A 26,820-nucleotide genomic window follows, 5' to 3' on the forward strand; every position below is an offset into this window, starting at 1 on the left:
CAAAAATCACCAACAAACCACGAGCGCCCGATTCTTTCTCTTGGAAGAGGAAAAAAATTAGTGCTTGTGGCTGTCTCTTTTACAATTGTGCTACTTACCAGCGAAAAACTACGCTGATTTTATAGACGGGCTAGCCGCACCTCAAGGTGTGGAAAACCCCACAGGAGGGAGCAGGGGGCAGGGAGCAGGGAGCAGGGGGAGCAGGGGAGGCAGGGGAAGCAGGGGAAGCAGGGGGAGCAGGGGAGGAAAAAAGGTGTATCCGAACAGTGTTAATTCTTGCTCGCTAAAGACTTACTGATTTAATTCTTCTCTTCTAGCCAATGCCCCATGCCCCATGCCCCATGCCCATTGCCCTATTATTCTATCGCCTCATAATCAACCTGTAAGGTACTTTCGTCTTGACAATCAAAATTCAATTCTGGTGTTGGAGTTTCATCATCACTTGAATTGTTAACTGTTGAAGTCGACGTAGTTGGGGAACTTTCAGGAACTTTATCTGGTTGGCTGTCAGATTTATTGTATAATTCGGCACTTATTGAGAATATAGTTTGTTGAAAATCATTCAAGCGTTGTTTGAATTCTGGTATCGAGATTTGCTCATTAGCTATTGCTGCTTGGATCTGTGAGACTTTTTCAGTCATCAAATCTTTCATTTGCTCGGCGATTAAGTCACCATTATCTTTTAGAGTTGAGTTGTAACTGTACAACAAATTATTAGCTTGGTTTTTGAGTTCAACCAACTCTCTTCGTTTAGAGTCTTGTTCAGCAAACATTTCAGCTTTTTGCCGCATCGCTTCTACTTCTTGCGCACTCAAACCACCAGTATTCGTAATACGAATGCTTTGTTCTCTACCTGTGCCTTTATCTTGGGCGGAAACTTTTAAGATACCGTTGACATCGATCTCAAAAGAAACTTCAATTTGTGGCACACCACGGGGGGCTGGAGGAATTCCTGCTAGTAAAAATTTACCAAGGCTCTTGTTATCCCGTGCCATTGCCCGTTCACCCTGAAGAATGTGAATTTCTACAGAAGTTTGTCCATCAACGGCTGTGGAAAAAACCTGGGATTTACTGGTAGGAATTGTGGTGTTGCGCTCAATTATTTTAGTAAATACTTCTCCTAAAGTTTCAATTCCTAGCGATAGAGGTGTAACATCTAAAAGTAGGAAATTATCCAGTTCACCACCAAGTGCTCCAGCTTGGATAGCAGCGCCAAGTGCGACTGCTTCGTCAGGGTTAACGGAGCGATCTGGTGCTTTTCCTTGGAAAAATTCCTTCAGAGCATTTTGAACTGCGGGAATGCGAGTGGAACCACCCACTAAAATAATCCGTTGAATATCTTGCGGTTTAAGATCTGCATCTTTCAACGCTTGGATCATCGGAGCGATAGTGCCTTCAATTAAATGTTTAGTTAATTCCTCAAATGTGGCACGGCTAAGTTCCATTTCTAGGTGCTTGGGACCAGTGTCATCAGCAGTAATAAATGGCAAATTAATTGAGGTATTCACCATACTAGAGAGCTCAATTTTTGCTTTTTCTGCTGCTTCACGCAGGCGTTGCAAAGCCATTTTATCAGTTGAAAGATCGATGTTCTCGGCTTTCTGAAAGCTTTCCATCATCCACCGGACAATACAGTTATCAAAGTCATCTCCGCCTAAGTGGTTGTTACCGCAAGTTGCCTTAACTTCAAATACTCCATCCCCGAGCTGCAAAATGGAGACATCGAATGTACCACCACCTAAGTCAAAGACTAAAATTAACTGTTCATTGTCGAGTTTATCTAAACCAAAGGCTAAAGCAGCAGCTGTTGGTTCGTTGATAATCCTTAGTACTTCTAGTCCAGCAATAGTCCCAGCATCTTTAGTTGCTTGTCTTTGCGCATCTGTAAAATAGGCAGGTACGGTAATCACTGCCTGTTGAACAGATTCGCCTAAGAAGTATTCCGCATCCTGTTTTAGTTTTTGCAGGATCATGGCGGAGATTTCTTGGGGTGTATAATTTTGTCCGCGAATTTGGACATCAACCGTATCGTCTCGACCCTTAACACAGGTGTAGGGTACATGCTCACGTTCTCCAGTGGTGTCATCCCAGCGACGACCAATGAATCTTTTAATACTATGAATTGTGCTTTCGGCATTAGTTACAGCTTGACGCTTTGCCAATTGTCCCACTAAGCGATCGCCGCCTTTGCCAAATCCCACAATACTAGGAGTGGTTCGTCCACCTTCTGAATTGGCAATAACAATTGGCTGACCACCTTCGAGAACAGCTACACAACTATTAGTAGTTCCTAAGTCGATCCCAATAACTTTTCCCATAAAAATCGGTATTTTTACTGATTGCTTCTACCTTGCTGTTTAAGCAAACCTTCGCTCAAAACTTAAGGTTGATGTTTCGCGGACTATTTATTGGGATGTGCAATGCTGTTCCAAGTTTACCAAGACTTTTGGGTCATTTGTGGTTAATTGTGACTGGCTGTTAAGAACAAACAACTCTACAGGAAGTCACCTAAAAAGGTAACTAGGGAACTTGTAAAGCCCTGCGGGTATAACCACCTCGCCAGCGAGGAACTACTTTAACGCCTCGCGCGTACGGTCTTGGCTAAGAGAAGGGTGTTAAAAACCCTTCTTTAAATCTCGCTGGCTCTCCAACAAGTCGCTCACCAACAATAACAACCAACAAATGACAGCAAGCTGATACTTGTTCAAGTGTTTGCTGAATTCGACTGATTTTCTTCAGAAGGTGGAGTATCTTCCTTCAAAGCCGCAACTTTGACCATAGCATGACGCAGCACGCGCTCTCCCAGGTAATATCCGCGCACTAACTCTTCTAACACTGTTCCTTCAGAATATTCATCCGTAGGTTCCCGCATTACTGCTTCGTGGAGATTGGGATCAAATGGTTGACCTTCTGGACGCATGGGGGATACACCTAAGCGCTTCAAGCTATCTACTAACTGTTTGTAAACACCTTGGTAGCTTTTGTGGATGGTCATTTCCCCATCTGTTTGCGGTTTAAGCTGTGCTCGCGCCCGTTCAAAATTATCAACTACTGGGAGTAAATCAATAATCGTGTTTCGCTTGACTTGCTGTTCTACCTCTTCTTTCTCTTTTTGAGTTCGTTTGCGGTAATTCTCAAAATCCGCTGCGATCCGCATATACTGGGTATTGCGATCTTCTAGCTGTGTTTTTAAAGACTCTATTTGTTGGGTCATTTCCGCTATAACCGCAGTGTCAATTGCTGTTTGATCAGCCCCCACTGCATTATTTTCTTGATTAAGAGTAGCTGGATCTTCAGCTGTGTTTGTTTGATCTTGCACTTGCTCTGTCACCTCGTTACCAGATTCATTAGAGTTTATTTGGGCTGGAGAGTCGCTGTTCATTGCTTGCTTTACCTCTACTGCTTCATCAGATTGCTCACTTGTATTGTTAACTTGTTTATTCTCTTCGATCATTATGTGTACTCTTCCCAGATATTCAACACAACAGTCAATTGCCACATTTTGCAGCCGTTGAATTTAGGAGGCAAAAAGCAACAGACTGGGTTAGATCTCCTGTTGCGCTATTGCCATTCACTGCTAACAAAAGTGGCGGATTTTTTTGCCGCCATTTTCACTGGAACTGGTTTCACCGTCCTCTATTGTGACAAATGCTGAGCCTATTGGTGTAGATGCCTGAAAGGGAGATTACCGAAGAGTGGGGGATGGGGCATGGGGCATGGGGCATTGGAGGTTTGAAGCTTTTCCCAAAAAAACAGCAAAATGCTGTTCAAATGTAGAAAAGCTTACCAACAGCGCCTTATCTCTCTCGCTCTGGAAGTTTACTGCTTTTTTACCAACCAGAGCAAGCCTGTAAGTACTTATATGTATAGAAATATACGTTACTTGATGAAAACGTACGGAGCATTAAAAGAAACCTCGTGACACACTAAAACCTTATAACTGGTGCCCCATACCCCATGCCCCATGCCCCATGCCCATTGCCCTATGCCCCATGCCCATTGCCCATTGCCCATTGCCCCATAGTAATTTTCCTTTAGAAGATGGGAATACTCTTACTTAGAGGTTTTCCCTATTCATTACTTATATATGACTTACTCCTCATTACAAAGGCGTAGTACGGCTCTAACAACAAGAACAGAGTTTTCGCCCTTCGGAACTAAGCTAGTACAATCTGGCTACGTCAATAGCGAACAAATGAGGCTGGCTCTGCTTGAAAGCCGTAAGTCTGGCAGACCACTGATAGAAGTGCTGGAATCTATTACTGGGCAACAACTAACACCAGATTTGCTCAGACAATATAAGAAACAGCAATTATTTGAACTTAAAATACTTTATGGCGTTGAATGCTTAGATCTCGATGTCAGTCAGGTTGGCAATACAATGGTATGTCAACTGATTGATACTCTGATCCCAGTGGATGTTTGTCGTCGTCATCGCATAGTACCACTAGCAAAAAATGAAGATCAAAATCCACCCTATGTCTTAGTGGCAATGGTGGATCCAGATAACTTAGAGGCTTGCGATGATCTAAACCGCATCTTGCGCCCCCAAAACTTGTCATTGCAGCGCATGGTGATTACCGAGGAGGATTACCAGCAGATCATCAACAAGTATTTGGATGATCAGGCTATTCGGCAAAAGCACCTTGAGCAAGAAAAGTCTATAGACATTAATCAAGATTTAGAAAATCTCGAAAATCTGAATGTAGAGGATGCATCCGAAGAAGCAGAGACTGATTTGGGCGCAGCAATGAAGGGTGCGGAGGATGCTCCGGTCATTAATCTAGTCAACAGGATTTTGGCTAAAGCATTATTTGACAAGGTTTCTGATATTCATATTGAACCCCAAGAAGAACATTTACGCATTCGCTTTCGTAAGGATGGGGTTTTACGTGAAGCTTTTGATCCCTTGCCGAAGAAAATTATCCCTGCTGTGACGGCGCGATTTAAAATTATCTCCAACCTAGATATTGCTGAACGGCGCTCACCCCAAGACGGACGCATCAGACGATTATTTGAAGGACGTAAAGTAGACTTTCGGGTTAATACTTTGCCTAGTCGCTACGGAGAAAAGATCGTACTGCGGATTTTGGATAATTCAGCAACTCAATTGGGGTTGGATAAGCTAATTACAGATCCAGAGACTTTACAAATTGTCCAGGAAATGGTATCTCGCCCCTTTGGTCTGATTTTAGTGACTGGACCAACTGGTTCTGGTAAAACAACATCGCTGTATTCGGCTTTGGCTGAAAAGAACTCTCCAGGAATTAATATCAGTACTGTGGAAGACCCAATTGAATACAGTTTGCCAGGGATCACTCAAGTACAGGTGATTCGTGAAAAAGGGTTGGATTTTGCCACCGCTTTACGAGCTTTCTTACGCCAAGATCCAGATGTGATTCTGGTTGGTGAAACACGGGATAAGGAAACAGCAAAAACCGCCATCGAAGCAGCGCTCACTGGTCACTTAGTATTAACAACTTTGCACACTAATGACGCTCCAGGTGCGATCGCTCGTTTGGGGGAAATGGGGATTGAGTCTTTTATGATTTCTAGTTCCCTAATTGGTGTTTTAGCACAACGGTTGGTTCGGCGCGTTTGTTCTACGTGTCGCATTCCTTATACTCCGACTCCAGCTGAACTAGCTCGCTACGGGTTATCAGCTTCTCAAGAAGCAGATATTACCTTGTACAAAGCTAACTCCCTAACACCCGAGCAAATCCAACAAGCTAAAAGTCAAAATCAGCTTTGTTCACAGTGTAATGGAGTTGGTTATAAAGGGCGCTGTGGTGTGTACGAAGTTATGCGAATTACCGAGCGCCTACAAACACTAATTACTGAAGAAGCACCAACGGAACGCATTAAAGAAGTCGCTGTAGAAGAAGGTATGAAAACCTTACTAGCTTACAGCCTAGATTTAGTGCGTCAAGGTGCAACCACCCTAGAAGAAGTAGAACGGGTGACTTTCACCGACACAGGTTTAGAAGCAGAGTTAAAAGCTAAACGCAAAACCAGTTTAACCTGCCAAACTTGTCATGCCGAATTGAAACCAGAATGGCTCGATTGTCCTTACTGCCTGACACCTAGGTTTAAAGATTAGTTAGTCGTTAACCGTTAGTAAAACCCCCTAACCCCAAGAAGAACTATGGAAATGATGATTGAAGATTTAATGGAGCAGATGATCGAAATGGGCGGCTCAGATATGCATTTATCTGCTGGCTTACCTCCTTACTTTCGCATCAGTGGTAAACTCACCCCAATTGGAGAAGATCCCTTAACAGCAGATCAGTGCCAAAGACTAATTTTTAGTATGCTCAACAACTCCCAACGTAAAACATTAGAGCAGAACTGGGAGCTAGATTGTTCCTACGGAGTTAAGGGATTAGCACGTTTTCGGGTTAACGTTTATAAAGATCGTGGTTCTTACGCTGCCTGCTTACGAGCATTAAGTTCAAAGATTCCCAATTTCGATAAATTAGGTTTGCCAGAAGTTGTCCGCGAAATGGCAGACAAACCCAGAGGATTAATTCTAGTAACAGGACCAACAGGTTCTGGTAAAACTACTACGTTAGCCGCCATTATCGATCTAATTAACCGTACTAAAGCAGAGCATATATTAACAGTAGAAGACCCGATTGAATTTGTTTACGAATCAATTAAAAGTTTAGTTCATCAAAGACAATTGGGTGAAGATACCAAGAGCTTTGCTAATGCGTTAAAAGCAGCTTTACGGGAGGATCCAGATATTATCCTAGTGGGAGAAATGCGGGATTTAGAAACAATTTCATTGGCTATTTCTGCTGCTGAAACAGGACACTTAGTATTTGGTACTTTGCACACGAGTTCAGCCGCTCAAACCGTTGACCGGATCATCGACGTTTTTCCCCATGAAAAACAAACTCAAGTGCGTGTACAATTGTCCAACTCTTTGGTAGCAGTATTTAGTCAAACTTTAGTTTCTAAAAAGAATCCTAAACCAGGGGAATTCGGTCGTGTCATGGCGCAGGAAATTATGATTGTGACGCCTGCTATTTCTAACTTAATTCGTGAAGGTAAAACATCTCAAATTTATTCGGCTATCCAAACTGGTGGTAAATTGGGAATGCAAACTTTGGAAAAAGTTCTAGCTGATTTATACAAAGCGGGAACTATTTCCTTTGAAGCAGCGATGTCTAAAACCTCTAAACCAGACGAAGTTCAGCGGCTCATTGGTTCTGCACCACCACCACCGCCACCGCCAGCCCCAAAAGCCGCAGTTGGTATTAAGAGATAATTATAAAAAGGAGCCTTAAAACAGTGAACAGTAACCAGTTATCAGTTATCAAGGCGTATGACGAGGTAATAACTAATAACTGATAACTGATAGCTGTTGCTCCTCCTGAATTCTTCCAAAATTGACATCTAACAATTTAAAATTACCATGCCTACTTTTGTTGCCCGTATCCGGGATTCACAAGGACAAGCTAAAAAAGAAACAATTAATGCAGAATCAATAGTGCAGGCACGTACAACTCTCAGACAGCAAGGTTTCGTCGTCGAAGATATAAAACAATCTTTAGGCTTTGACTTTAAAAAAATTCAAGACTCATTTGTTAAAGTTTCTGTTAAAGATAAAGCTGTCTTTTCACGTCAATTTGCTGCTTTGGTGAATGCAGGTGTTGCAATTGTTAGAAGTTTAGGGGTTCTATCTGAACAGTGTTCTAACCCTAAACTGAAAAAAGCCTTAAGAGATATTAGCTTTGATGTTCAAAGCGGGGTTAACCTTTCGGACTCGATGCGTAAACATCCTGATTGTTTTGATGGTTTATATGTCAGTATGGTTCAGGCAGGTGAGGTTGGTGGTGTATTAGATGAAGTACTCAATCGCCTAGCCAAGTTATTAGAGGATGTTGCCCGATTACAGAACCAAATTAAATCAGCGTTGGCGTATCCTATGGTTGTTGGTTTTTTGGCAACTACTATTTTTGTGGGCATGACCGTTTTTCTCATCCCAATTTTTGCCAAGATATTTCAAGAATTAGGAACAGAATTACCACCACTTACACAATTTTTGATGACGTGTAGTGAAATATTACGCAGTTGGCGAGTTCTGGTTATCATCGCTATTTTTGTAGCAGGAAATATTGCATATAAACGATACTATGCGACTCCAGTTGGACGCCAAACTATAGACCGTTTATCTTTAAAAATGCCTTTATTTGGTGACTTAATTCAAAAATCTTCTGTTGCACGCTTTAGCCGTACATTTGGGGCTTTGACACGTTCAGGTGTTCCAATTCTTACTTGTTTGGAAATTGTACGAGATACATCAGGTAATCAGGTGGTTGCTAATGCCATAGATGGAGCCCGTATAGACATTCAACAAGGAGGTATGATCAGCATTGCATTGCAGAAAGAAAGTGTTTTTCCGGCTATGGCAATTCAAATGATTAGTATTGGTGAAGAAACTGGGGAATTAGATGGTATGTTAATGAAGGTTGCTGACTTCTATGAAGACGAAGTTGAGCAAGCAGTTAAAGCTCTAACCAGTGTTTTGGAACCGTTGATGATCGTGGTCTTGGGAGGAATGGTTGGTACAATTTTGCTGGCAATGTATCTTCCTATGTTTAAGGTATTTGAAAAGATGGGTTAGCTCAAACAATTAACTTTATCTCTGTTAGACCTTGGCACGACTCGCACTGTTCCTTAAACGAAGACTAACAAAGGGGCTGAGTATTTGATTTTTTGTCTCTAATTGCTAGGTAAATTATCAGGATCGATACCAAGAGAACGCAAATATTGTGCTAATTGCTCAGCCCGTTCCTGCTCTGCTTGTAACTTTTCGGTTTGTTGTTGTGCTATTTCTTCTGCCATTAAATAGCGATCACCGTGTTCTCCATACCAAGATAAAAATTCTTGTTGAATTCCACCAATAACGCCTTTATATCGTCCGATTCCTAATCCTACTTCTGGCATCCAATAAGGTTCGCCAATTTGTAATTGATAATTTTTATCTACCAATTTATAAAGCTCAAATGGTTGTTGGCGATCTCGTTGCCAATATTCGGGATTATATATGATGTAATAAAGTACACCAAGTTTCTGATAAATTTCTAATTTTTCGTCGTATTCACCGCCTGGAGTGTGGGAGACAATCTCCAATGATAGTATTGGCACGACATCATTTTCTTCCCAAACAGCGTAACTCCTCCGAGATTTCCCGCCTTTTTTACGAGCAACTCCCAAACTCAGGAACCCATCTGGGACTACCGGGACTCTCACATTAGCCCCTGTTGTGTGATAAATTGCCATGTCTACGCCGAAAAACCAGTCGGTGCGGTTTGCCCAGATTGAGGTTAGTAAAAACAGTAAGATATTGGGGAGAAAATTCTGGTCTTCGTTATCCACAGGTATATCGTCAGAACAAGTCAATTCTTCGGTGCTTGGTAGCGTATTGACTTTAAGGTTTTCTGACGGCATAGTTTTACCAAGTGTCGTGCTTGAAGCACCTTGAGCGTGCGCAATACAGGTTATACCATTCTACTGAATTCTAGAAATGATTATCCTTTCCTCTAAACACCTAATATTAGGAATAGCAATCGGTTCGCTGTCCTTATTCCCTACCTTAAGCGCCCAAGCACAAAATATTGAGCTAAAAGTTTATAGTGAAAACGAAAACAAGCAAAGCTGTCCAAGTAAAGTTGTAGCTACCGAAGTTTCTCAACCTTATCGTGAAGGTAGTTTTGCTACTGATGGAAGTGCTAACTTAAGTGCGATCGCCACTAATTTATCGATCACTAACAGCAATAATTTTAGTGTTACGTGGGTTGGAACTCTAAAACCAATCTACGGTGAACTACCCACAGTGCCGCAAGCGGTCACAGTGGCCTTCTGCCGTCCCATCAACACTGTTTTTAGACACAGTGGCTAGCTTACGCAGAACTTGCAGAACTTCCTTCGAGGTACTAGCTTTCGCAGTAGAAATAACTACTTTCCCTTTCCGGCTTTTTATAGTTGGGAACAGTCCCAGCCCAACTCGCTTTATGTTAATGGATGCATTCACATCGCGGTCAACATAAAGCAATTCTTGAGGGTCAAAGTAACTCCTGATATCACAGTTGATGAATACAAGTTCATCACGATATGACAACAACTGTGATGTGTACGCAGGATTTACCTTTACTACAGCTGCTCCAGCTTTTGAGGCTATGTAGTCCAGACTTGTAAAGAATTGACCGAAACCAGCATCCAACCAAGATTTATTTAAACCTGACTTGGCGCTTTGTCCATTTGAAAGAAACTTTCCCTGCTGCACCTTTTTAGCTTTATTGCGCTTGGTAAGACCGCGTAAATTCAAGTCTTCATGAAAGAAAACTTTTTTGCCAGTACGCACCAGCTTATGAGCAGTTTTATAAGCGTGATCTTTACGTGACCGCGCAATACGTTGATGTTCTCGCGCTTCCCGTTTGGCCAGTTTACGACGGTTAGTACTCCCCTTTTTCTTAGTAGCCTTACGTTTAGAAACTTTGGCGAGCCGTGCTTGAGACTTACGGAACGATTTAAGGGAGGGTAGCTTTTCACCTTCTGACGTTGCAAGGTAATCATCCTCATGCAACACCGCGTCCATACCCAAAGAGTTATCCCAAGTAGGGGTAACATCGTCAGGATTAAATACTGGCACTGTTGGATCTTCGAGACAGATAGTGGTATACCAACCGTCCGCTTTACGGGTTAAAAGAATGTTTTTAAGGATAAAACCATCGGGTAGTGGTCGGTGCAGCCTCACTTTCAACCATCCTTTAAGCTTTGAAATTGACAGGAATAACCAGTCTTTTTCTACTCGTTCAATGGTTACGGCTTGCCCCTCAATCTTCATCGTGCGGAAGTTAGCGGTATTTTTAAATCTTGGCTTTCCGCTTTTCTTGCCGTTGTTGTCACCAACGATGAAGCTATCAAACGCTTTTTTAACTCTATCTGAAACATCTTGCAGTGTTTGAGATGGTACAGATTTAAAGTCTAGTAACTCACCAGAATGACGAACTTTGATTAAGTCTTTTTTGAATTCTGGTAATAGCTTTTTTTGGCTATAAAAATCTGGATTGTCTCTCAGATCTGGAGGAGTGACAGTGCAAGAGATTAAGCAGAATTCTCCTTGAGGAAGAATTACATAATTCCTGTTTAATTCCCACCAATTAAATCTATCGCCAAGCTGCCAATTGTACCAATAGCGGCAAATTCTCAACCATTCGTTAAGTTCTAGTTTTTGATTGGTGTCTGGGTAAGCTCTGTATTGGTAATTTAGCAGCGTAGTAATCACCTCCTTTGTTTTTCTTACTAGAATTAGTATAACATTATTGTAGTGACATTGACACAACAATATGAAAAGCAAATATTTACAAATCCGGATTAGTGAGCGAAGATTAAATAAGTTTAGGTTATATGCTGCGCAGAAAGATAAAACAATGACAGCAATAATCGAGGATTTTATAGATTCCCTTAAACTTGAGAATGGTGAGACAGCGCTGCACTCCGGGTTTCCCTCTGTAGGCGACTGCGAACCCGAAGGGTAATTCCTCAACCACCTCGCTCCCTAGTTGAGTTGCAGTGAGACAGCGCTGCACTCCGGGTTTCCCTCCGTAGGCGACTGCGATCTTCGAAGCGGTAGCGCTAGCGAAGCGTTAGCGAGGAACGAGCGTCACCCGAAGGGTCAACTATGGTCGGAGGCGGTTTCGTCATTGCCCCAAAATTCATCCCACACTGATCTGGAGTACCGGATTCAGATGTGGGGCTTCTTTTGGTATTAGCTAACGACTATCCTCTCGTTGTTCTTAAAAAAGGTATCAAGAATGGTAATCCGACATGGACTTGGGGTGGAACTGATTAGAAAAATCAATACCTGATCAACCGCGCTAATACGAATAAGATAAAAGATGCGATTAAGGCACCCGCAACAATGCTTAACATTGCAGCATCAAAATTGCCAGTCATAGCGATGATCGAGCCAGGGATTAGTGATCCTCCAACACCACCAAATAGTACTGAAAGACCATTGTACAATCCGGTGCCAGCACCAACCCGTTCAGCAGGTAACAGACGTTGAACGATCGCATATTCTTGAGCACCGTAAGCACTTTGACAGAATACAGCGATGGCAAAAAATAACACCAATAGTCCCAATGTATTAGTAGTTGAGGCAAGGTATACCATTACACTAGCTATCAGAAAACCACCACTTGCGAGCAACGTTCGACATTGGAAGCGATCTCCTAAGTAAGCCATGACAACAATACCTACTATACCAGCAGCAAAAACCAGTGCAAGTGGCCACCCTAAGCTGGTAAAATCAATTCCTTTGGCACGATTGAAGTAGATTGGTAACCAGCTGAGCATACCAAAAGCACAAAAGGCGTTGAGAATACCACCGAACACAGCTAGCCAAAAACGCCGATCACGAATGTAGCTTCTGCTGGGTGTTTTCATGACTTGACCCTCGGCACGAAAGGAGTCTTTAATGAGACTATTGCGGGGAGGCTCATCCTGTACAAAAAAATAAACGAGCGGAATTGAGAGCAACAAACCAGCTATACCAAGTACGGCGAATGTTGTACGCCAACCCATAGCGTTGCTCAACGAAACAATAATTAGTGGTGCGATCGCGCTAGCAACTAAAATACCAACACCCCAAATTGCATTTGCTCGCGATCGCTCACCTGGTAAAAACCAACGACTGGTAAGCGCACTTAGCATTGGAATGTGGACACCCTCCCCAATACCAAGAAGCAGACGGAGTAGAATCAATAGCTTAAGAGACTTTCCTAATATTGCCATTAAAATAGTAAACATAGAGAAAGCCGTAATTGCTGCGATCGTACTACGCTTAGGGCTAAACCTTTCAGCAAAAGGGCTAAGCAGCATGTTCGATAACGCATAAGGCAAAAAGAATGCAGCTAACAGCAGTTCACCATTTGACCCGATCTCACGAGTAGTCCAGCCAAAATCTTGAGCAATACGTGGCATAGCTAGTGCAATATTATTGCGATCTAGGTAGTTGACGAATACCGTCACTGCCAGAATAACTGGAATACGCCAGCGTGTTCTTGGAACCGAGTCTGTAGCAGTTTGCATATGAGGTTCTGTTTCGAGAATCCGATAAACTAAATAGCGTCGAATTAGTTGGGAATTATTATGCCTTTAATTAAAGTGCAATCTTCTGTATCTGCTCCTCAAAAAGCTGAAGTAGAAGCAATGCTTTTGAGTTTATCAGCTAAGTTGGCACAACATTTAGGAAAACCAGAATCTTATGTCATGACAGCTTTTGAGCCAGAAGTTCCCATGACATTTGCTGGCACTACAGACCCGGTTTGCTATATTGAAATTAAAAGCATCGGCACTATGAAGCCAGAGCAAACCAAAGCGATGAGTCAGGAATTTTGCCAGCAGATTAACCAAACGCTGGGAGTCCCGACAAATCGCATTTATATAGAATTTGCTGATGCTAAGGGAGCTATGTGGGGTTGGAATAGCACAACTTTTGGTTAATTTCCTGCTGCTTAAAACCCACCAGCACTGCCTTTTCATCCTTAACAAATAGTGGGCGCTTAAGCAACATTGCATCGCTGGCAAATGCTTGAACCCATTGCTCATCCGTCCACGTCTTTTTCTCTTCACCTAGTGCACGGTACGATTGACCGGAAGTATTGCGCATTGCTTGAGAACCCAAAGATTCTACCCAATTTTGAATTGTTTCATAGGTGGGCGGATTTTCTTTAGTATTAATAAATTCGTAGTCAATATTGTTGTTTTTAAGCCATTGAAAAGCTTTTTTGCAGGTTCCACAGTTTGGTATTCCGTAAACTTTCACAGACATAAATTCACAAGCTTTATAATATATTTAATGAGGCAGAATTTCTCGCATAGCTGCCACGAGTTGGTCTACACTTTCTTTGCGGCTGTTGTAACCCATTAGACCAATTCGCCAAACTTTACCAGCTAGTTCACCCAAGCCATTGCCGATTTCAATATTATATTCATCCAGCAACTTGCGTGAGAATGCTTTACCATCAACGCTGGCGGGGATACGAACTGTTGTAAGGGGTGGTAATCTAAACTCTCGCTCAACGTGTAAAGAAAGTCCTATACTCTCTAAACTTTCCCAAAGATATTCTACATTCTCCTGGTGTCGTTGCCAGCTATTTTCTATACCCTCTTCTGCCACTAGCCGTAAGGCTTCTCGTAAGGCATAGTAGAGATTGATCGGGGCTGTATGGTGATAGACGCGATCGCTTCCCCAATACTTACCCAACAACAGCATATCAAGATACCAGTTTTCCACCTTTGTGCTTCGCTGCTGCAACTTCTCGATTGCTCGCTGGCTCATTGTAAAAGGTGAAGCTCCTGGTGGACAACCTAGTCCTTTCTGGCTACAGCTATAAGCTAAGTCAACACCCCACTGATCTATAAAGATTGGTACACCCCCTAAACTCGTCACTGTATCAACTAAGAGCAAACAACCAAATTCGCGACACAACTCACTCACGCCTTCCAACGGCTGACGCGCACCTGTAGAAGTTTCCGCATGTACTAAAGCCAAAATTGCTGGACGATGAACTTCTAAAGCCGCTTGCAGTTCCTGTAATGTAAAAACCTGTCCCCAAGGTTTAGTAATAGTGCGCACATCTCCACCATAGCGTCCAGCCATATCTACTAGGCGATTACCAAAATATCCCGCCACCCCTACAAGAACCACATCACCCGGTTCTACAGAATTGGCAATTGTTGCTTCCATTGCAGCCGTACCTGTACCACTTACCGCAATAGTTAGTGGGTTTTCTGTTTGCCACACGTACCTTAAAAGTGACTGAATTTCATCCATCAGTTCCAAAAAAGCTGGATCAAGATGTCCAACTGGAGGCTTATTCATCGCTCCCAGAACTGCAGGATGAGCATTAGATGGTCCTGGTCCCAATAGTAGACGGTTAGGCACTTCTAGGGGTTTAAGCTGTAATTTTTGGCTGTTGTTGATTTTTAGTGTTTCCATGATGACTTGAGTAAAACGGTGTTACAGACCGATGAGTGTTTATAAATGAAGAATACAGGAGTCAGGAGCCAGGAGGAGCCAGTGCGATGGACGGGTTTCCCGGCATAAAGCACCTGGCGTTCAGAATGAAGTTGTTGCTTAAAACCTCGTTCCTTGTGGATGAGATAGAGGTTGAAACTTTTCTTAAAACACCATCCCTTTATGGGTGGTGCATTCTGACTTCTGAATTCTGACTCCTGACTCCTTTTTATTAAAGGTGTATCCTAACTTGCGGTATTATTCGAATTGGGCATATTGAAAGCACGCTCAAAGGAAACCCCATGACTGCACAAGCCTCATCATCCAACTTACCTGTTTTAGAACAAATAAGGTTAGGATTACCGAACATTTGCGGCTGGGAGGCAGAAATTCGTTCCGTCGTGAACCTCCATGAGTCTATTTTTCTACCAAATACTAATCTACACCTAGAAGACATCAAAGCAGGATTTGCTTGCGCGCTTCATATGCATCAACCCACTATTCCTGCAGGTGCCAATAAAGCACTCATTAGCAATCTTCAGTATATGTTTGAACATCCTCATCAAGGGGATAATCACAACGCTGAACCGTTTGCTTGGTGCTATCGCCGTATGGGAGATTTTATCCCTCAACTTGTGAGTGAGGGTTGTAATCCTCGAATTATGCTTGATTATTCAGGTAATTTGTTGTGGGGATTGCAGCAAATGGGACGTGACGACATCCTCAACAATCTCAAGCGTATCACTTGTGAACCCCAATATCAGCCTTATGTTGAATGGCTAGGAACAATGTGGAGTCATGCAGTTGTTCCTTCTACGCCCATTCCCGATATTAAATTACATATTCAAGCATGGCAGCATCACTTTGCTGCTATTTTTGGCTACGACGCGTTAAAGCGAGTCAAGGGATTTTCTCCTCCAGAAATGCACTTGCCTAATCACCCAGATACTCTGTTTGAGTATATTAAAGCGTTGAAAGAATGCGGGTATCGCTGGCTAATGGTGCAGGAGCATTCGGTAGAACGTCTCGACGGTTCAGGATTACGTCATGAGGATAAATATATCCCGAATCGTTTGGTTGCTCGCAATTCTCAAGGCGAAACGATGAGCATCACAGCATTAATTAAAACCCAAGGCTCAGATACAAAATTAGTAGCCCAGATGCAGCCTTATTTTGAGGCAAAAGGACGCGGTAAGCAGCAAGTTGGAGAGAATTTAATTCCTTCACTGGTGACTCAAATCGCTGATGGGGAAAATGGTGGTGTGATGATGAATGAATATCCCCGCGATTTATTTAGAGTTTGGCATGAAATCCGTAACGAAGGTGGGGGGAAATCTGGTGTAGTCGGACTTAATGGTACTGAATATCTAGAATTGATTGAAGCTCTTGGTGTTAATCCTGAAGATTATCCAGCTTGTCAAGCTGTGCAGCAACACAAAATTTGGCAGCGAGTCGATCCAGAAAACGCAACACCAGCGAAAGTGGAAGATGCGATCGCGTCCTTAAAACAAACTGACCATCAATTCCACATGGATGGTGCTTCTTGGACAAATCATTTAAGTTGGGTTCAAGGTTACGAAGATGTCCTAGAACCAATGAATCAACTTAGTGTGTTGTTCCACGCAAAGTACGATCCACTCATACAACAAGATCCTTCTGTGACTAAGCAGCCTGAATACCAACAAGCCCTACTATATAATCTATTGCTGCAAACAAGTTGCTTCCGCTATTGGGGACAAGGAACTTGGACAGACTATGCTCGTGAACTCTATCAGCGTGGTAAAGCTCTGCTTCGCTAAGCTTTAACAATAGAAGCGAATAAATTTATAATAGAATTAAAAGCACCGATTGCGAGTCAAGTACTCTCAATCTATATTAGAGAAAACTGAAAATCCACTTTGTTCGCAAGTGGTATAAAATGCGACAAAAAGTAGGTGAAATAAAATACCCAAGCTATGAATTTTGTACTGCCTCGTTTTTTGAAATCATTTTACCGAAAAGAGCCAGTGATCAGTCTGTTGATTACAATGGGCTTTGTAGATGCACTGATAGGTGGACTGGATGACAGCTGGTCATTGTTTGCTTTTGGTTTGGGAACAGCAGGGGTAACACTTGTTTATCGGTGGTGGCGTATACAACAGCATCGTCCTATTATCCCAGACGAGCCTGTAGTGCAACATTACTTACCCCCTCGCTCGTCAAGTCCTAATTTACCAATGCTCTCGGTTTCTAAGAAAAAACCACTCTCATAATGAATGGACTGAAAATTAGAAGTTGTTAAATTTAAGTGTTTGGCACGGAGACAGTTCGCGTGAAATACTAAATGTCGTTAACCAGCAATGGTTCGACAGCGTAAATCTAAAAATGTATGACGAAATTTCCAAAGAAATTACATAACTCGAAAATCTCTATTGCAAAAAATCTGTTGATGCTCTTGAGCTTAACAGGAGCAGTTGCGATCGCGACCGTGCTACAAACACCTTCTGCCAATCCTGCCGATACCAAGAAATTTACAATACCAATCGCTCCATCTCCTATCAAGGGTTTTTTCAACCCACAACTGGTTTACATCTTGCAAGATCATATAGGCACTATTAAATCCTTAGCCTTTAGTCCAGATAGCAGAGTACTTGTTAGTGGCGGCTCAGAGAATGATGGTGTCATTCGCCTGTGGAATATGGCAACTGGCAAGAGATCTGGGATTATTAATAGAGCGCAAAAAACAGCCGTAGAATCTTTGGCAATTTCGCCAGATGGTCAAACCTTAGTTAGCTGTAGTGACGACGATACAATAAATCTTTGGAATCTCAGAACCAATAGATTTACCCGCTCGTTTGTAGCACATACAAGCAATGTACTATCAATAGCTATAACTCCAGATAGCAAAGTGCTTGTTAGTGGTGCTTTAGACGGAATTCGTCTTTGGGATTTGATACAACAGCGGCCACTTGCTAATCTAGTACGTTACGATAACTTCATTAATACAGTAGCTATTAGTCCTGATGGTCAGACTCTGGCAAGTGGTGACGATAGCGGCGTTGTTAAGCTATGGGATTTAAAAGCAGGAAAATTAATCACCACAATTCCAGCACATTCTACTACTGTAACCAGCATAGCTTTTACTCCAGATGGGCAAACATTAGTGAGTGCTAGCCACGATCATACTATTAAACTGTGGAATGTCTATACTGGGGAATTAGTTCGCACTTTGGTGGGACACAATAATTGGGTAAACTCTATAGCTGTTAACCCCAATGGTTTGACCCTTGCTAGTGGTGGTAAAGATGGTGTTAAACTATGGAATCTGACTACAGGCGAGTTAGTCAAATCGCTTTACGGACATTCTGATTGGGTGAGAACTGTAGCCTTTAGTCCTAATGGACAAATACTAGCCACTGGGGGTTTTGACCAAAGAATTAATATTTGGTTCAACCAATAGATGGTTCAGTTATCAGTCATTACCGCACCAAACGCCTTGATAACTGATAACTGTTTACTGTTCACTGATCTACGCTCGCTCTTGATACACTGATAATTCATCTACTCTCATTTCAAATGGGAATCCCTGATTGTTGGGAGGGCAAACCCGAATTTTGGCACTAGTGATGATTGAGTTGAGCAACGACGCCATTGGCACGATTTGTTGTAAGACACGCCAATTAGTCGCTTGATCTGGACATTCTATGACCAATGTTAAAGCAGTCGCATGAGTTCTTACATACCATCTACAGCTTGACAACAAATTTTGAATGCGGCGATCGCTACGCTCATAAAACAATTTACTAATAGAAGACTCTAATCTCTGACGCAGAACAATATCTGCTGATGTAGGTTGGAGTGGACGCACATCATCGTTATCACGTACAAAATAGCTTCTCATTTTCTCTTTATTTCTCCTAGGAAATTTTAATTGCCATAAGTAAACTAGCGTTCCAAAAACGACCCTATGTCATGAAATGTAAGTTCTAAAAACCTTATATATGAATCGTTATAAGGTATCTGTAAAACTGAACATACATTTGTTTTAACGCGGCGACTCACTTAATTATGAAAGTGGATTTTTCGTTATTTCCAAAAAAAATCCGGTGTTTCATCATAACAAGCAAAGTACTTTTCAGCCTTAAATCTATGAATTGCTTTGTCTAAAACTCTGCACAAATTGCATTATTATAGACAAACTCCCTGTTGGCAAATCCCGAATCTGCATTCAAAGCAAGTTTATCAAACTCAAAAATTAGCTGTATTTGTCTTGCTGAACATAAACTGAAGAGACAATTGCACCAACATGATATCCACTCTCTGAAAAACAATACCTCACACTTTAATCTCTAGATTTCCAGATAAACCCATAATAAACATAACTTAATAAAAAAATGACTTCAATTATACTTTTAGGGAAGAAAATTATCCTGCACAAAATATTATTAATTGACAATTATTTGCAGTTTCTTGCTAATAGATTCCATTAGCAATTTTTCTCCGCAAAAATATTATTTAGCTGCACAGCACCTACTACAGGATTAGCCTCTAGTTCAAAACAAAGTCTCTCTCGAGGTGTAACAGAGGTTATTCCTAGGGTAGAAGTTTGAGCAAACTGTGACGCTTATCTTTGTATAAGGGAGTTCAAAGGTCAGTTCTGCCTTAATTGATACAATTTCAAAGAAAATTGTCTACAGACGATGACAGACTAGAAGCGCACAGTCTGATTATTGAGAATTGGTAGAAGTAACTAGTAAGATCGCCCGATCAAATGTTGATGCCGTCGAAGAATTGACGCTATCACGTACTAATAACAAAAGCGTCCATACAACCTGCTCGATTTTTAAAACGTTCCTTACGCCAAATCTCCTTCAGCCCTTGTGTATGCTCACTCCAACAAGCACATTCACCTATATGAGTCCACGGCAATTCAAACCATCTCCATCTTTACAAAGACTGAAATCAAGTTAGGGATTAAGAAATATGCTCTATCAAAAAAGGTTGATCAAAAAACTTGCTGGTAGCTTTCTGGGAGTTGCTAGTATCAGCGCTTTAATTGGTTTTCCCAAACTGGCGCAAGCAGACTTCAGATCGAGTTTCTCTGACAGTTCGACACAGTCTATTCTTGCTCAGAATACACCAGGAACAATGAGTGAACCCTCTTCTGGTACTACCTCCGCTCCTAACACTACCAATTCTGGTTCTTCTTCACTGAGTGCTTTAGACAAAGAATTCATGACAAAAGCAGCACAAAGTGACAATACCGAGATTCAGATAAGTAAACTCGCGCTTCAAAAGTCTCAAGATAAGACTGTGAGGAACTTTGCTCAGGAAATGATTCGCGATCATACAAATTCGTCGAACCAGTTAAAGCAAATAGCAGAGCGGAAAGGATTCACTTTACCGAAAGGCGTTGGTGCAGATAACCAAGCTTTAGTGACTGGTTTGAAGAATACTTCTGGTAGTCAGTTCAATAGAGCATACATGCAAGGACAGATCCAAGCTCATACTAAGACTGAAGCTGAGTACCAAAAATATATTAAACAAGGACAAGATCCAGATTTACAAGCCTTTGCAAACAAGATCTCGCCAATTGTGGCTGAACACCTACAGATGGCTCAGAAAAACGTAGCGCAACTTCAATAAGGTAGTAGAGATACCACTATACCCTACACTAAAGTGTAGGGTTTTTTTCGAGCAACAATGTGAAAAATATGCCAGTATTTCTCGTCGCCTAGTGCTGTTTTTCCGGGATGCTCTTCTTCATTCAACATTTCAATTTCAAAAGGTTGAAGTAACATTTCAATTTGTGTGCGACTATGGTGATTCATAGAAGTTTGAATTGCCCAAGAGTCGCGATCGCCAAATAATTGACCACAAAAACGACCACCAACACGAAGAGATATAACAACCTTTTCCCATAAACTTGGGAAATGCTCCGGTGGACAAAATGGTAAAGCGAAGCTAGAATTTATTAAATTTACTGATTCTGGTAATATAACTTCCTCAAAGCGAATAATTTGAGTGTCTAAAAGCTGCAGGTTAATATCTGGACGACTGAGCAAGCGATGAATCGCCTCTGGGTTACTATCAATAGCTAAAACCCGCCAACCCCGATGCAACAATTCTACGGTATCTCGTCCTTCTCCACACCCAAGATCTACCGCAAAGCGTATTTCGTTAGTAGAAGGTTCAGAATCAACACTAGCTAAAGCAGCAAGTAGGGTGTCGCGTGGTGGGCGACCAGTAACAGCATCATAGTAAGCACAAAAGTCACGCTTGAAAACTGGATTTTCTGACTCGGGCATAAAATAAGTAAGTTTTTACTTCTAACTGTGTGTAATAAATATTTGCATTAAGGAGTATAGTAATCATATATTAAAATGCCGCTGCTATATAGTTTTTACGTGATAGAAATACTATTTAGAAAAAAGTATAAAAAAATATTAAAAAGTCAACAAAAGACTACAGTTGAGCTAGGATGAACAGGTCATTTTATTAACACATGTACTGTTCATCAAATAAAACAGGGTAAATAGAAAATGGAAGTTAGCGCTCGTAATTCCTTGAAGGGTACGGTAAAACATATTGTAGAAGGAGCAGTTAATACAGAGGTAGTGTTAGAAATAGCGCCTGGAGTAGAAGTCGTTGCAATTATCACAAAATCATCTGCTGAAAAGCTAGGACTGAAAGAAGGGAAACAAGCTTACGCTGTTGTTAAAGCAACAGATGTAATGGTCGCGGTTGATTGAACCCAAGCCCACAGGCTATAGCTCCATAGTCACAGGGTGTAGGGGGTAGGGTGTAGGGGAAATCCGAATTGAACCGGAATAGAACTACCCTACGAACGGGTTCCATGAAATGAATGTCCTACACCCCACACCCTACACACCACACCCAGCACACTTTTTCGGCAAGTCATGAATGAGGACAAAATAATCTTACTTTTTCTGACTGACTAAATACGACCCAACAAACTATTTTTTATAAAAAAAGGTGTCTTTGTCTGACCTTTTATGGACTGTAATTTTTTAAGAAATAGCCTACATTAATCTCAGTGAAGGAAATATCCCAGAACTGAAAGAGATTCATGAAATTATACCTCTTCAACTTCTGGAGCAATTGGGATAAAAAATCTGAGATTTATAAGAGGAGTTTTTATGGAGTATAAATTACTTAGTCTTGAAGAATTTAACGAATACGCTAACAACGCCTCAATGCGGATCGAAACATGGAAAACCGAATACGGTATTCTTCAAAAGATGTTTTTGGCAGGACAGCTGCTCCAAAAAACACCATCACCTAGACCTTTTCAGTTAGGGCAAGTCTGTGATGGAACGACAAACACTTGTGTAATAGCTCTTTTTATCCTCTACTGTCGTGCGTCTAAGCTAGACCCACAAGACATTATGGAAACCGCTTACCCCGTTAATGACTGGAGTCATTTTACTGCTGAATATCAACAAAAGCAAATCACTGCTGCTCAAATGGAAGGCATCGAAGTTCCCAAATCATGGAAATCTCCACGAGAGCTTGATCGCTTATGTGTATCGCTGCGTGAAATCAATCTACATCAACTAGCTAATATTTTAGAAAAAAGCGCGCGACAACGTCCTAGCGCAGCACTGCTGTCGTTAGCGGCGTAGTTGGCAAATCTTGGGGTGTACGTCCCTGTAGCACTGATAATTTAACCGTTGGCAGATGTGGTAAAACGTACTTACCAAATAACTCACACTCTTCAATCAGAGGATAACCTGATAAGATAAATGCCCGAATGCCCATGTCCATGTAACGATTCATCTTCCACAAAATTTGGTCTGGTGTACCTACTAATGCTGCTCCACAACCTGAGCGCGCTCGACCAATACCACCCCACAGAAATGGCTCCAAATAATCATCCGTGGATTTGGCTCGGAACTCATCTTGCCGCAAGACACCCAGAGATTGGTGATCTTGTGTGCGCTGTTTGAGGTTGAAGCGTTCTGGATCAAATTTGGACATAATTTTCTGAGCATAAGTACGGGCTTCGTCTTCAGTTTCCCGAACAATCACATGAACACGTAAACCAAAATCAATCTGGCGGTTATATTCGGCTGCGCGATCGCTCATATCCTGCATGGTTGCGTAGATACTTTCTTCCGGTTCTGGCCACATTAAGAACACATCACAGTATTTAGCACACACTTGTTTTGAACCAGAAGAAATCCCACCAAAGTATAGCAATGGTCCACCATTTTGCTGGTATGGCTTGACTGGATCAGTGCTAGTAAGTTTTACTTGATAAATTTCGCCTTCAAAATCGATGCTTTCGTGCATCCAGGCTTGTTTGAGGATTTCTATTGTTTCCGAGCATCGTTTGTAGCGTAATTCAGGGCTTTCGTCCATACCCGGTAAAGCGGAATTAATAATGTTAATAGTTAACCGCCCTTTGAGAATATGGTCGAGTGTAGCAATATGACGTGCTAGCATGATCGGAAAGATTTCGCCTGTTCGCACAGCGGTTAGCATGTTGATGCTTGTGGTTTGTGGTGCCATAGCTGCGGCAAAGGGAATGACTTCTTGTCCCACAAGGTATGAGGTTGGTAGCAATATATTACCAAACCCCTTTTGCTCAGCAGTTAGCATAATATTGCGACAGTGATCGTAGTTGCTGCGGCGAGAGTGATCCAATACACCTAGATATTGTGTATCTCCTCCGCAGAGGTCGTCAAACCAACCTATTTCAACTAAGCGTTCAGGCGTTCGTGTTACAACAGATTTTATCGGTTCGGTAAGCATTGATTAATGAGCTGAGTTTAAGTGAGGTAGCATAGTATTGTACTTGCTATGTTGGACTTGGGCTCAGCTTCTATACAATCGTTACAAAGCACGTAACTATCTACTTTGACCTAGGGTGTGACGGTCTACTACTTTTTCTAATAGACAAAGCAAAGCGGTAACGCAGCTTAAATTTGTGGTGGTGCGTTGCTACGAACAAAAGACTTAATTTTTATTTCGTCATGAACTTGTGCAATTCTGTAGTTAGGCGCGAGAAGTAGGTGAATGTAAAAAATAAGAATAAGTATTCGCAAAAATCTCAAGGAATTTGAGATCGGTTTGGGTATCATTATCAGCTGAGTCTGCCATAATAGTTTTTGTACCTCTTAAAAGCGCGTTACATCCGCCAGAGAACAAAAATGCTAAGAACAATTGAAGGAATTTATAAAAACGGCAAAATTGAACTTGCCGAAACACCAATTGACATTATTGAAAGCCGAGTTTTTGTAACTTTCTTAGAAACCAAACCAGCCACTTGGTCGGAAATTATTATGCAACATCAAGGTATAGCAGAAAGTATAATTTTTGAATCTTACCGGGATGAACTCCTCCCACCGAAAGAAGTCGAGTTTTAATGATGGGTTATTTACTCGATACTTGCGTGATTAGTGATTTTGTTAAAGGAGAAGAAAACACCCTCAAGCGTTTAAAATCTACTTCTCCTGTTGAGATTTTTATTTCATCGCTAACAATTATGGAGGTGAAATATGGATTAGCAATCAATCCGCAACGTGCCTTAAAAATTCAACTGGTGATTGAAACATTCTTAAGTTCAATGACAATCTTACCTTTTGGTACGTCAGAAGCAGAACTTGCCGCTAAAATTAGGAGTATCCTAAAAGCGGGAGGTACTCCTATCGGTGCTTATGATTTACTGATTGCAGCAACAGCACTAACCCACAATCACATTTTGGTAACATCTAACTTGAGGGAATTTCAAAGAGTACCAAATTTGCCAATCGAGAATTGGCGTTCCTCTTAAATTGCACTCGCTCTTGAAGAAAACTGTTGAGACGTTACATGTATGTAACGTCCCTAGATTATATTAAACTAAATATGGTTCTTGATGAGTGCGAATCGTGCAGTCAGAGCGGGGATAAGTTACACAAAGTAAAGCAAATCCTTTCTCAATTTGCTCGTCATCCAAAAATGATTGGTCAGATTGATCTATTTCACCTTCAACTACCTTACCAACACAACTAGAGCAAGCACCTGATTTACAAGAGAATGGCAACTCAATGTCGTTCTCTTCTGCTGCATCAACAATGTTAGTGTCTTCATCTACCTCAATCGTAGTGTCGAGATTTTCTTTTTTGTTGATTAATCTAACTTTGTATGTAGCCATTTTGTGATTCTCCTCAGACATTTACAATTATGTTTGTTGGCTGGATTTGTGCAACGTCAAAATCCAAAATGGTATTAGCTGCAAGGTACACCTGTGGGGGTACAGTCACCTGCTTTAAATGACTTTCCACAACCGCAGTTTTCAGTTGCGTTGGGGTTGATAAATTTAAAGCCGCTTTCGAGCACACCTTCAACGAAATCGATAACAACTCCGTCTAACAATGGGGCGCTTTTAGCATCGACGTAAACCAGCACTTTGCCTTGTTGAATCACCAAATCATCTGGTTTGGGGGAACTTGTAACATCCATTCCATACTCATAGCCACTGCAACCACCATCTTTGACTGAGAGGCGGATACCTTTGGTTGGTGTGTCGGTTTCAGGCGCAGAACCACGTAAAAATGCTCGTAAGCGAAATTCTGCTTTTTCCGTCAATGTAACAGTCATCGAACCTCCGTTAATTGTTAGTTGTTGATTGTTTTAGTAGAGTAAAAACAATCAACCAGTTAGCTATTGAGTGTTGTAATTCAGGGTGTAGGGTTTGTAGCGCTCAGGAACACAACTATTTGGTAAAATTACCAGTGGTTTCTAGAGATGTGGATTGCAAGTATCTCCAAGGTGCAGTGTTCCCACATACCGGACAAGAGCGATCGCGGTGAGAGCGCCGCTTAGCAAATTCCATCCGAGTAAGGTTCATTGTCAGCAATTGAGACAGTAGAGGCTGGCTAAATCCAGTGATTAACTTGATAGCCTCTAGTGCCGTTAGACATGCTAGCGTACCAGAAACAGCACCTAAAACAGAAAAACCGCGACGATCCCAATCTGGCTTTTCAGGAAATAGACAAGATAAACAGGGGGTTACACCAGGAATAATCGTAGTCAAGTAAGCATCCATTCCATCCATTGCAGCTTCCACCATTGGCTTACGCCAGCGAACACAAGCAGCATTCAACACATCTCGCTCTGTGAAGTTGTGAGCACAATCAAGAGCCATATCAGCTGATTGTACCAAGGAGTCTACATTTTCAGGAGTTATGTAATCATGAACTGCTTCCACTTGAACATCAGGATTAATAGCGCTGATAGTTTGTTTTGCTTTCAATACCCTAGGCTTACCTACCCAATCATCCGTCATAAGAATCTGACGATTCATATCATCAAGGCGCAGGTCACCACCTCGAACTAGGATCAGCCGCCCAACTCCTGCAACCGCAAGGTAAAGTGCTGCTGTACCCCCTAATCCTCCCACACCTGTCACCAGCACTGTTGCTGATTTAAGGCGTTGTTGTGCTAACTCGCCAAAGTTAGGGAGCATCATTTGGCGACGATAACGTTCTAATTCGGTAGGCGTTAGGTTTACCAATTTTTACCTCCTAATCAGAACTGATTTCTGTCAGCGTAATTACATTTTTAGGCTTCTCGTTAAACACTTTGAACAACTTCTCTTGTTGCGGCGTGGATTCGAGAAATACTTGATAAGCTTTTTGCAGAGCCTCACGATATTTATTTAACTTCTCTGAAGCGCTAATTTCAGTATAATTATCATCAATTTCTTTGATGAATTGAGAGAACTTTTTCAAGATATGCAAACGGTTTACATTGACAAATTTTTGGTCATATGGAATTTGAAAAAACTCAAAATACTC

27 protein-coding genes are annotated in these 26,820 nt (G+C 41.7%); 13 read left to right on the forward strand and 14 right to left on the reverse strand.

From position 1 onward, the window contains the following. Positions 1–356: 356 nt before the first annotated feature. On the reverse strand, positions 357–2,318 hold the full coding sequence (gene dnaK / locus G4P69_RS22080) for a molecular chaperone DnaK (RefSeq protein ID WP_208351208.1): 1,962 nt from the start codon (positions 2,316–2,318) through the stop codon (positions 357–359). Between the two features lie 386 nt (positions 2,319–2,704). After that, positions 2,705–3,454 (reverse strand): nucleotide exchange factor GrpE, encoded by a 750-nt coding sequence (gene grpE, locus G4P69_RS22085; protein WP_208351211.1) that lies wholly within the window; start codon positions 3,452–3,454, stop codon positions 2,705–2,707. A gap of 633 nt (positions 3,455–4,087) precedes the next feature. Here grpE and G4P69_RS22090 point away from each other — a divergent pair. The 3 genes from G4P69_RS22090 (at position 4,088) to G4P69_RS22100 (ending at position 8,632) form a co-directional block, all read left to right on the forward strand. Beyond that, positions 4,088–6,100, forward strand: coding sequence for a GspE/PulE family protein (locus G4P69_RS22090; RefSeq protein ID WP_208351230.1), 2,013 nt, complete (start codon positions 4,088–4,090; stop codon positions 6,098–6,100). Positions 6,101–6,145: 45 nt separating this feature from the next. Next, positions 6,146–7,273, forward strand: a complete 1,128-nt coding sequence (locus G4P69_RS22095; protein WP_208351233.1) for a type IV pilus twitching motility protein PilT — start codon at positions 6,146–6,148, stop codon at positions 7,271–7,273. Positions 7,274–7,420: 147 nt separating this feature from the next. Further along, positions 7,421–8,632, forward strand: coding sequence for a type II secretion system F family protein (locus tag G4P69_RS22100; protein WP_208351236.1), 1,212 nt, complete (start codon positions 7,421–7,423; stop codon positions 8,630–8,632). Positions 8,633–8,730: 98 nt separating this feature from the next. Here the strand turns inward: G4P69_RS22100 and G4P69_RS22105 are convergent, their stop codons facing one another. Beyond that, entirely contained in the window at positions 8,731–9,459 is a 729-nt protein-coding gene (locus G4P69_RS22105; protein WP_208351239.1) for a Uma2 family endonuclease, read from the reverse strand. Positions 9,460–9,535: 76 nt separating this feature from the next. Between G4P69_RS22105 and G4P69_RS22110 the strand changes: the two genes are divergently transcribed. After that, on the forward strand, positions 9,536–9,910 hold the full coding sequence (locus G4P69_RS22110) for a hypothetical protein (RefSeq protein ID WP_208346538.1): 375 nt from the start codon (positions 9,536–9,538) through the stop codon (positions 9,908–9,910). Here G4P69_RS22110 and G4P69_RS22115 read toward each other — a convergent pair. Then, positions 9,836–11,296, reverse strand: coding sequence for an RNA-guided endonuclease InsQ/TnpB family protein (locus tag G4P69_RS22115; protein ID WP_310834451.1), 1,461 nt, complete (start codon positions 11,294–11,296; stop codon positions 9,836–9,838). The genes G4P69_RS22110 and G4P69_RS22115 overlap by 75 nt on opposite strands. A gap of 572 nt (positions 11,297–11,868) precedes the next feature. Beyond that, positions 11,869–13,104: an MFS transporter gene (locus G4P69_RS22120; RefSeq protein ID WP_208345853.1), complete on the reverse strand. Its 1,236-nt coding sequence runs from the start codon at positions 13,102–13,104 to the stop codon at positions 11,869–11,871. Between the two features lie 60 nt (positions 13,105–13,164). Here G4P69_RS22120 and G4P69_RS22125 point away from each other — a divergent pair, with 60 nt between their 5' ends. Next, positions 13,165–13,518 carry a phenylpyruvate tautomerase MIF-related protein gene (locus G4P69_RS22125; protein WP_208351242.1) on the forward strand — a complete coding sequence of 118 codons (354 nt, stop codon included), beginning with the start codon at positions 13,165–13,167 and terminating at the stop codon, positions 13,516–13,518. Here the strand turns inward: G4P69_RS22125 and G4P69_RS22130 are convergent. Together G4P69_RS22130 and G4P69_RS22135 are read right to left on the reverse strand one after the other, a co-directional pair. Further along, a complete protein-coding gene (locus tag G4P69_RS22130; protein ID WP_208351248.1) occupies positions 13,484–13,846 on the reverse strand; it encodes a Spx/MgsR family RNA polymerase-binding regulatory protein in 363 nt (120 codons plus the stop codon). The two genes, G4P69_RS22125 and G4P69_RS22130, sit on opposite strands and share 35 nt — an antisense overlap. Before the next feature lie 24 nt (positions 13,847–13,870). Continuing rightward, entirely contained in the window at positions 13,871–15,016 is a 1,146-nt protein-coding gene (locus tag G4P69_RS22135; RefSeq protein WP_243903015.1) for an alanine--glyoxylate aminotransferase family protein, read from the reverse strand. A gap of 320 nt (positions 15,017–15,336) precedes the next feature. Between G4P69_RS22135 and G4P69_RS22140 the strand changes: the two genes are divergently transcribed. The 3 genes from G4P69_RS22140 to G4P69_RS22150 all read left to right on the forward strand — a co-directional run bounded on the left by G4P69_RS22140 (position 15,337) and on the right by G4P69_RS22150 (position 18,473). Next, positions 15,337–16,833 carry a glycosyl hydrolase family 57 gene (locus tag G4P69_RS22140; protein WP_208351251.1) on the forward strand — a complete coding sequence of 499 codons (1,497 nt, stop codon included), beginning with the start codon at positions 15,337–15,339 and terminating at the stop codon, positions 16,831–16,833. Between the two features lie 156 nt (positions 16,834–16,989). After that, entirely contained in the window at positions 16,990–17,286 is a 297-nt protein-coding gene (locus G4P69_RS22145; protein ID WP_208344651.1) for a hypothetical protein, read from the forward strand. Between the two features lie 116 nt (positions 17,287–17,402). Further along, positions 17,403–18,473, forward strand: coding sequence for a WD40 repeat domain-containing protein (locus tag G4P69_RS22150; protein WP_243902622.1), 1,071 nt, complete (start codon positions 17,403–17,405; stop codon positions 18,471–18,473). A 69-nt stretch (positions 18,474–18,542) separates the two neighbouring features. On the opposite strand, the gene G4P69_RS22155 is transcribed toward G4P69_RS22150, so the two are convergent. Continuing rightward, complete coding sequence (locus G4P69_RS22155) at positions 18,543–18,914, reverse strand: hypothetical protein (protein WP_208344650.1); 372 nt, start codon at positions 18,912–18,914, stop codon at positions 18,543–18,545. Positions 18,915–19,996: 1,082 nt separating this feature from the next. Between G4P69_RS22155 and G4P69_RS22160 the strand changes: the two genes are divergently transcribed. Continuing rightward, positions 19,997–20,659 (forward strand): DUF4142 domain-containing protein, encoded by a 663-nt coding sequence (locus G4P69_RS22160; protein WP_243902621.1) that lies wholly within the window; start codon positions 19,997–19,999, stop codon positions 20,657–20,659. 23 nt (positions 20,660–20,682) lie between these two features. Here the strand turns inward: G4P69_RS22160 and G4P69_RS22165 are convergent, their stop codons facing one another. After that, on the reverse strand, positions 20,683–21,321 hold the full coding sequence (locus G4P69_RS22165; protein WP_208344649.1) for a class I SAM-dependent methyltransferase: 639 nt from the start codon (positions 21,319–21,321) through the stop codon (positions 20,683–20,685). 234 nt (positions 21,322–21,555) lie between these two features. On the opposite strand from G4P69_RS22165, the gene G4P69_RS22170 reads away from it, so the two are divergent. Together G4P69_RS22170 and G4P69_RS22175 are read left to right on the forward strand one after the other, a co-directional pair. Next, positions 21,556–21,765 carry a TOBE domain-containing protein gene (locus G4P69_RS22170; RefSeq protein WP_208344648.1) on the forward strand — a complete coding sequence of 70 codons (210 nt, stop codon included), beginning with the start codon at positions 21,556–21,558 and terminating at the stop codon, positions 21,763–21,765. A 408-nt stretch (positions 21,766–22,173) separates the two neighbouring features. Continuing rightward, positions 22,174–22,659, forward strand: coding sequence for a hypothetical protein (locus tag G4P69_RS22175; RefSeq protein ID WP_208344647.1), 486 nt, complete (start codon positions 22,174–22,176; stop codon positions 22,657–22,659). On the opposite strand, the gene G4P69_RS22180 is transcribed toward G4P69_RS22175, so the two are convergent. Continuing rightward, positions 22,628–23,791 (reverse strand): LLM class flavin-dependent oxidoreductase, encoded by a 1,164-nt coding sequence (locus tag G4P69_RS22180; RefSeq protein ID WP_208344646.1) that lies wholly within the window; start codon positions 23,789–23,791, stop codon positions 22,628–22,630. The two genes, G4P69_RS22175 and G4P69_RS22180, sit on opposite strands and share 32 nt — an antisense overlap. A 398-nt stretch (positions 23,792–24,189) precedes the next feature. Here G4P69_RS22180 and G4P69_RS22185 point away from each other — a divergent pair, with 398 nt between their 5' ends. Both G4P69_RS22185 and G4P69_RS22190 read left to right on the forward strand, forming a co-directional pair. After that, positions 24,190–24,405 (forward strand): hypothetical protein, encoded by a 216-nt coding sequence (locus tag G4P69_RS22185; protein ID WP_208344645.1) that lies wholly within the window; start codon positions 24,190–24,192, stop codon positions 24,403–24,405. 2 nt (positions 24,406–24,407) lie between these two features. After that, positions 24,408–24,812 (forward strand): type II toxin-antitoxin system VapC family toxin, encoded by a 405-nt coding sequence (locus G4P69_RS22190; RefSeq protein WP_208344652.1) that lies wholly within the window; start codon positions 24,408–24,410, stop codon positions 24,810–24,812. A gap of 63 nt (positions 24,813–24,875) precedes the next feature. Here the strand turns inward: G4P69_RS22190 and G4P69_RS22195 are convergent, their stop codons facing one another. The 4 genes from G4P69_RS22195 to nifW form a co-directional block, all read right to left on the reverse strand. Further along, positions 24,876–25,175 carry a 2Fe-2S iron-sulfur cluster-binding protein gene (locus G4P69_RS22195; protein WP_208344644.1) on the reverse strand — a complete coding sequence of 100 codons (300 nt, stop codon included), beginning with the start codon at positions 25,173–25,175 and terminating at the stop codon, positions 24,876–24,878. A gap of 74 nt (positions 25,176–25,249) precedes the next feature. Beyond that, on the reverse strand, positions 25,250–25,621 hold the full coding sequence (locus tag G4P69_RS22200; RefSeq protein WP_208344643.1) for a HesB/IscA family protein: 372 nt from the start codon (positions 25,619–25,621) through the stop codon (positions 25,250–25,252). A 115-nt stretch (positions 25,622–25,736) separates the two neighbouring features. Then, on the reverse strand, positions 25,737–26,537 hold the full coding sequence (locus G4P69_RS22205; protein WP_208344642.1) for a HesA/MoeB/ThiF family protein: 801 nt from the start codon (positions 26,535–26,537) through the stop codon (positions 25,737–25,739). A gap of 10 nt (positions 26,538–26,547) precedes the next feature. After that, positions 26,548–26,820 (reverse strand): nitrogenase-stabilizing/protective protein NifW (gene nifW / locus G4P69_RS22210; protein WP_208351254.1); only part of this gene is annotated, 273 nt, incomplete at its 5' end.

The sequence above is a fragment of the Aetokthonos hydrillicola CCALA 1050 genome (assembly GCF_017591665.1).
GTDB lineage: Bacteria > Cyanobacteriota > Cyanobacteriia > Cyanobacteriales > Nostocaceae > Aetokthonos > Aetokthonos hydrillicola.

Excerpts from the sequence above, each read along its gene's own strand:
- dnaK (WP_208351208.1), bottom strand. The coding sequence starts at position 2,318 with ATGGGAAAAGTTATTGGGATCGACTTAGGAACTACTAATAGTTGTGTA.
- grpE (WP_208351211.1), bottom strand. The coding sequence starts at position 3,454 with ATGATCGAAGAGAATAAACAAGTTAACAATACAAGTGAGCAATCTGAT.
- G4P69_RS22090 (WP_208351230.1), top strand. The coding sequence starts at position 4,088 with ATGACTTACTCCTCATTACAAAGGCGTAGTACGGCTCTAACAACAAGA.
- G4P69_RS22095 (WP_208351233.1), top strand. The coding sequence starts at position 6,146 with ATGGAAATGATGATTGAAGATTTAATGGAGCAGATGATCGAAATGGGC.
- G4P69_RS22100 (WP_208351236.1), top strand. The coding sequence starts at position 7,421 with ATGCCTACTTTTGTTGCCCGTATCCGGGATTCACAAGGACAAGCTAAA.
- G4P69_RS22105 (WP_208351239.1), bottom strand. The coding sequence starts at position 9,459 with ATGCCGTCAGAAAACCTTAAAGTCAATACGCTACCAAGCACCGAAGAA.
- G4P69_RS22110 (WP_208346538.1), top strand. The coding sequence starts at position 9,536 with ATGATTATCCTTTCCTCTAAACACCTAATATTAGGAATAGCAATCGGT.
- G4P69_RS22120 (WP_208345853.1), bottom strand. The coding sequence starts at position 13,104 with ATGCAAACTGCTACAGACTCGGTTCCAAGAACACGCTGGCGTATTCCA.
- G4P69_RS22125 (WP_208351242.1), top strand. The coding sequence starts at position 13,165 with ATGCCTTTAATTAAAGTGCAATCTTCTGTATCTGCTCCTCAAAAAGCT.
- G4P69_RS22130 (WP_208351248.1), bottom strand. The coding sequence starts at position 13,846 with ATGTCTGTGAAAGTTTACGGAATACCAAACTGTGGAACCTGCAAAAAA.
- G4P69_RS22135 (WP_243903015.1), bottom strand. The coding sequence starts at position 15,016 with ATGGAAACACTAAAAATCAACAACAGCCAAAAATTACAGCTTAAACCC.
- G4P69_RS22140 (WP_208351251.1), top strand. The coding sequence starts at position 15,337 with ATGACTGCACAAGCCTCATCATCCAACTTACCTGTTTTAGAACAAATA.
- G4P69_RS22145 (WP_208344651.1), top strand. The coding sequence starts at position 16,990 with ATGAATTTTGTACTGCCTCGTTTTTTGAAATCATTTTACCGAAAAGAG.
- G4P69_RS22150 (WP_243902622.1), top strand. The coding sequence starts at position 17,403 with ATGACGAAATTTCCAAAGAAATTACATAACTCGAAAATCTCTATTGCA.
- G4P69_RS22155 (WP_208344650.1), bottom strand. The coding sequence starts at position 18,914 with ATGAGAAGCTATTTTGTACGTGATAACGATGATGTGCGTCCACTCCAA.
- G4P69_RS22160 (WP_243902621.1), top strand. The coding sequence starts at position 19,997 with ATGCTCTATCAAAAAAGGTTGATCAAAAAACTTGCTGGTAGCTTTCTG.
- G4P69_RS22165 (WP_208344649.1), bottom strand. The coding sequence starts at position 21,321 with ATGCCCGAGTCAGAAAATCCAGTTTTCAAGCGTGACTTTTGTGCTTAC.
- G4P69_RS22170 (WP_208344648.1), top strand. The coding sequence starts at position 21,556 with ATGGAAGTTAGCGCTCGTAATTCCTTGAAGGGTACGGTAAAACATATT.
- G4P69_RS22175 (WP_208344647.1), top strand. The coding sequence starts at position 22,174 with ATGGAGTATAAATTACTTAGTCTTGAAGAATTTAACGAATACGCTAAC.
- G4P69_RS22180 (WP_208344646.1), bottom strand. The coding sequence starts at position 23,791 with ATGCTTACCGAACCGATAAAATCTGTTGTAACACGAACGCCTGAACGC.
- G4P69_RS22185 (WP_208344645.1), top strand. The coding sequence starts at position 24,190 with ATGCTAAGAACAATTGAAGGAATTTATAAAAACGGCAAAATTGAACTT.
- G4P69_RS22190 (WP_208344652.1), top strand. The coding sequence starts at position 24,408 with ATGGGTTATTTACTCGATACTTGCGTGATTAGTGATTTTGTTAAAGGA.
- G4P69_RS22195 (WP_208344644.1), bottom strand. The coding sequence starts at position 25,175 with ATGGCTACATACAAAGTTAGATTAATCAACAAAAAAGAAAATCTCGAC.
- G4P69_RS22200 (WP_208344643.1), bottom strand. The coding sequence starts at position 25,621 with ATGACTGTTACATTGACGGAAAAAGCAGAATTTCGCTTACGAGCATTT.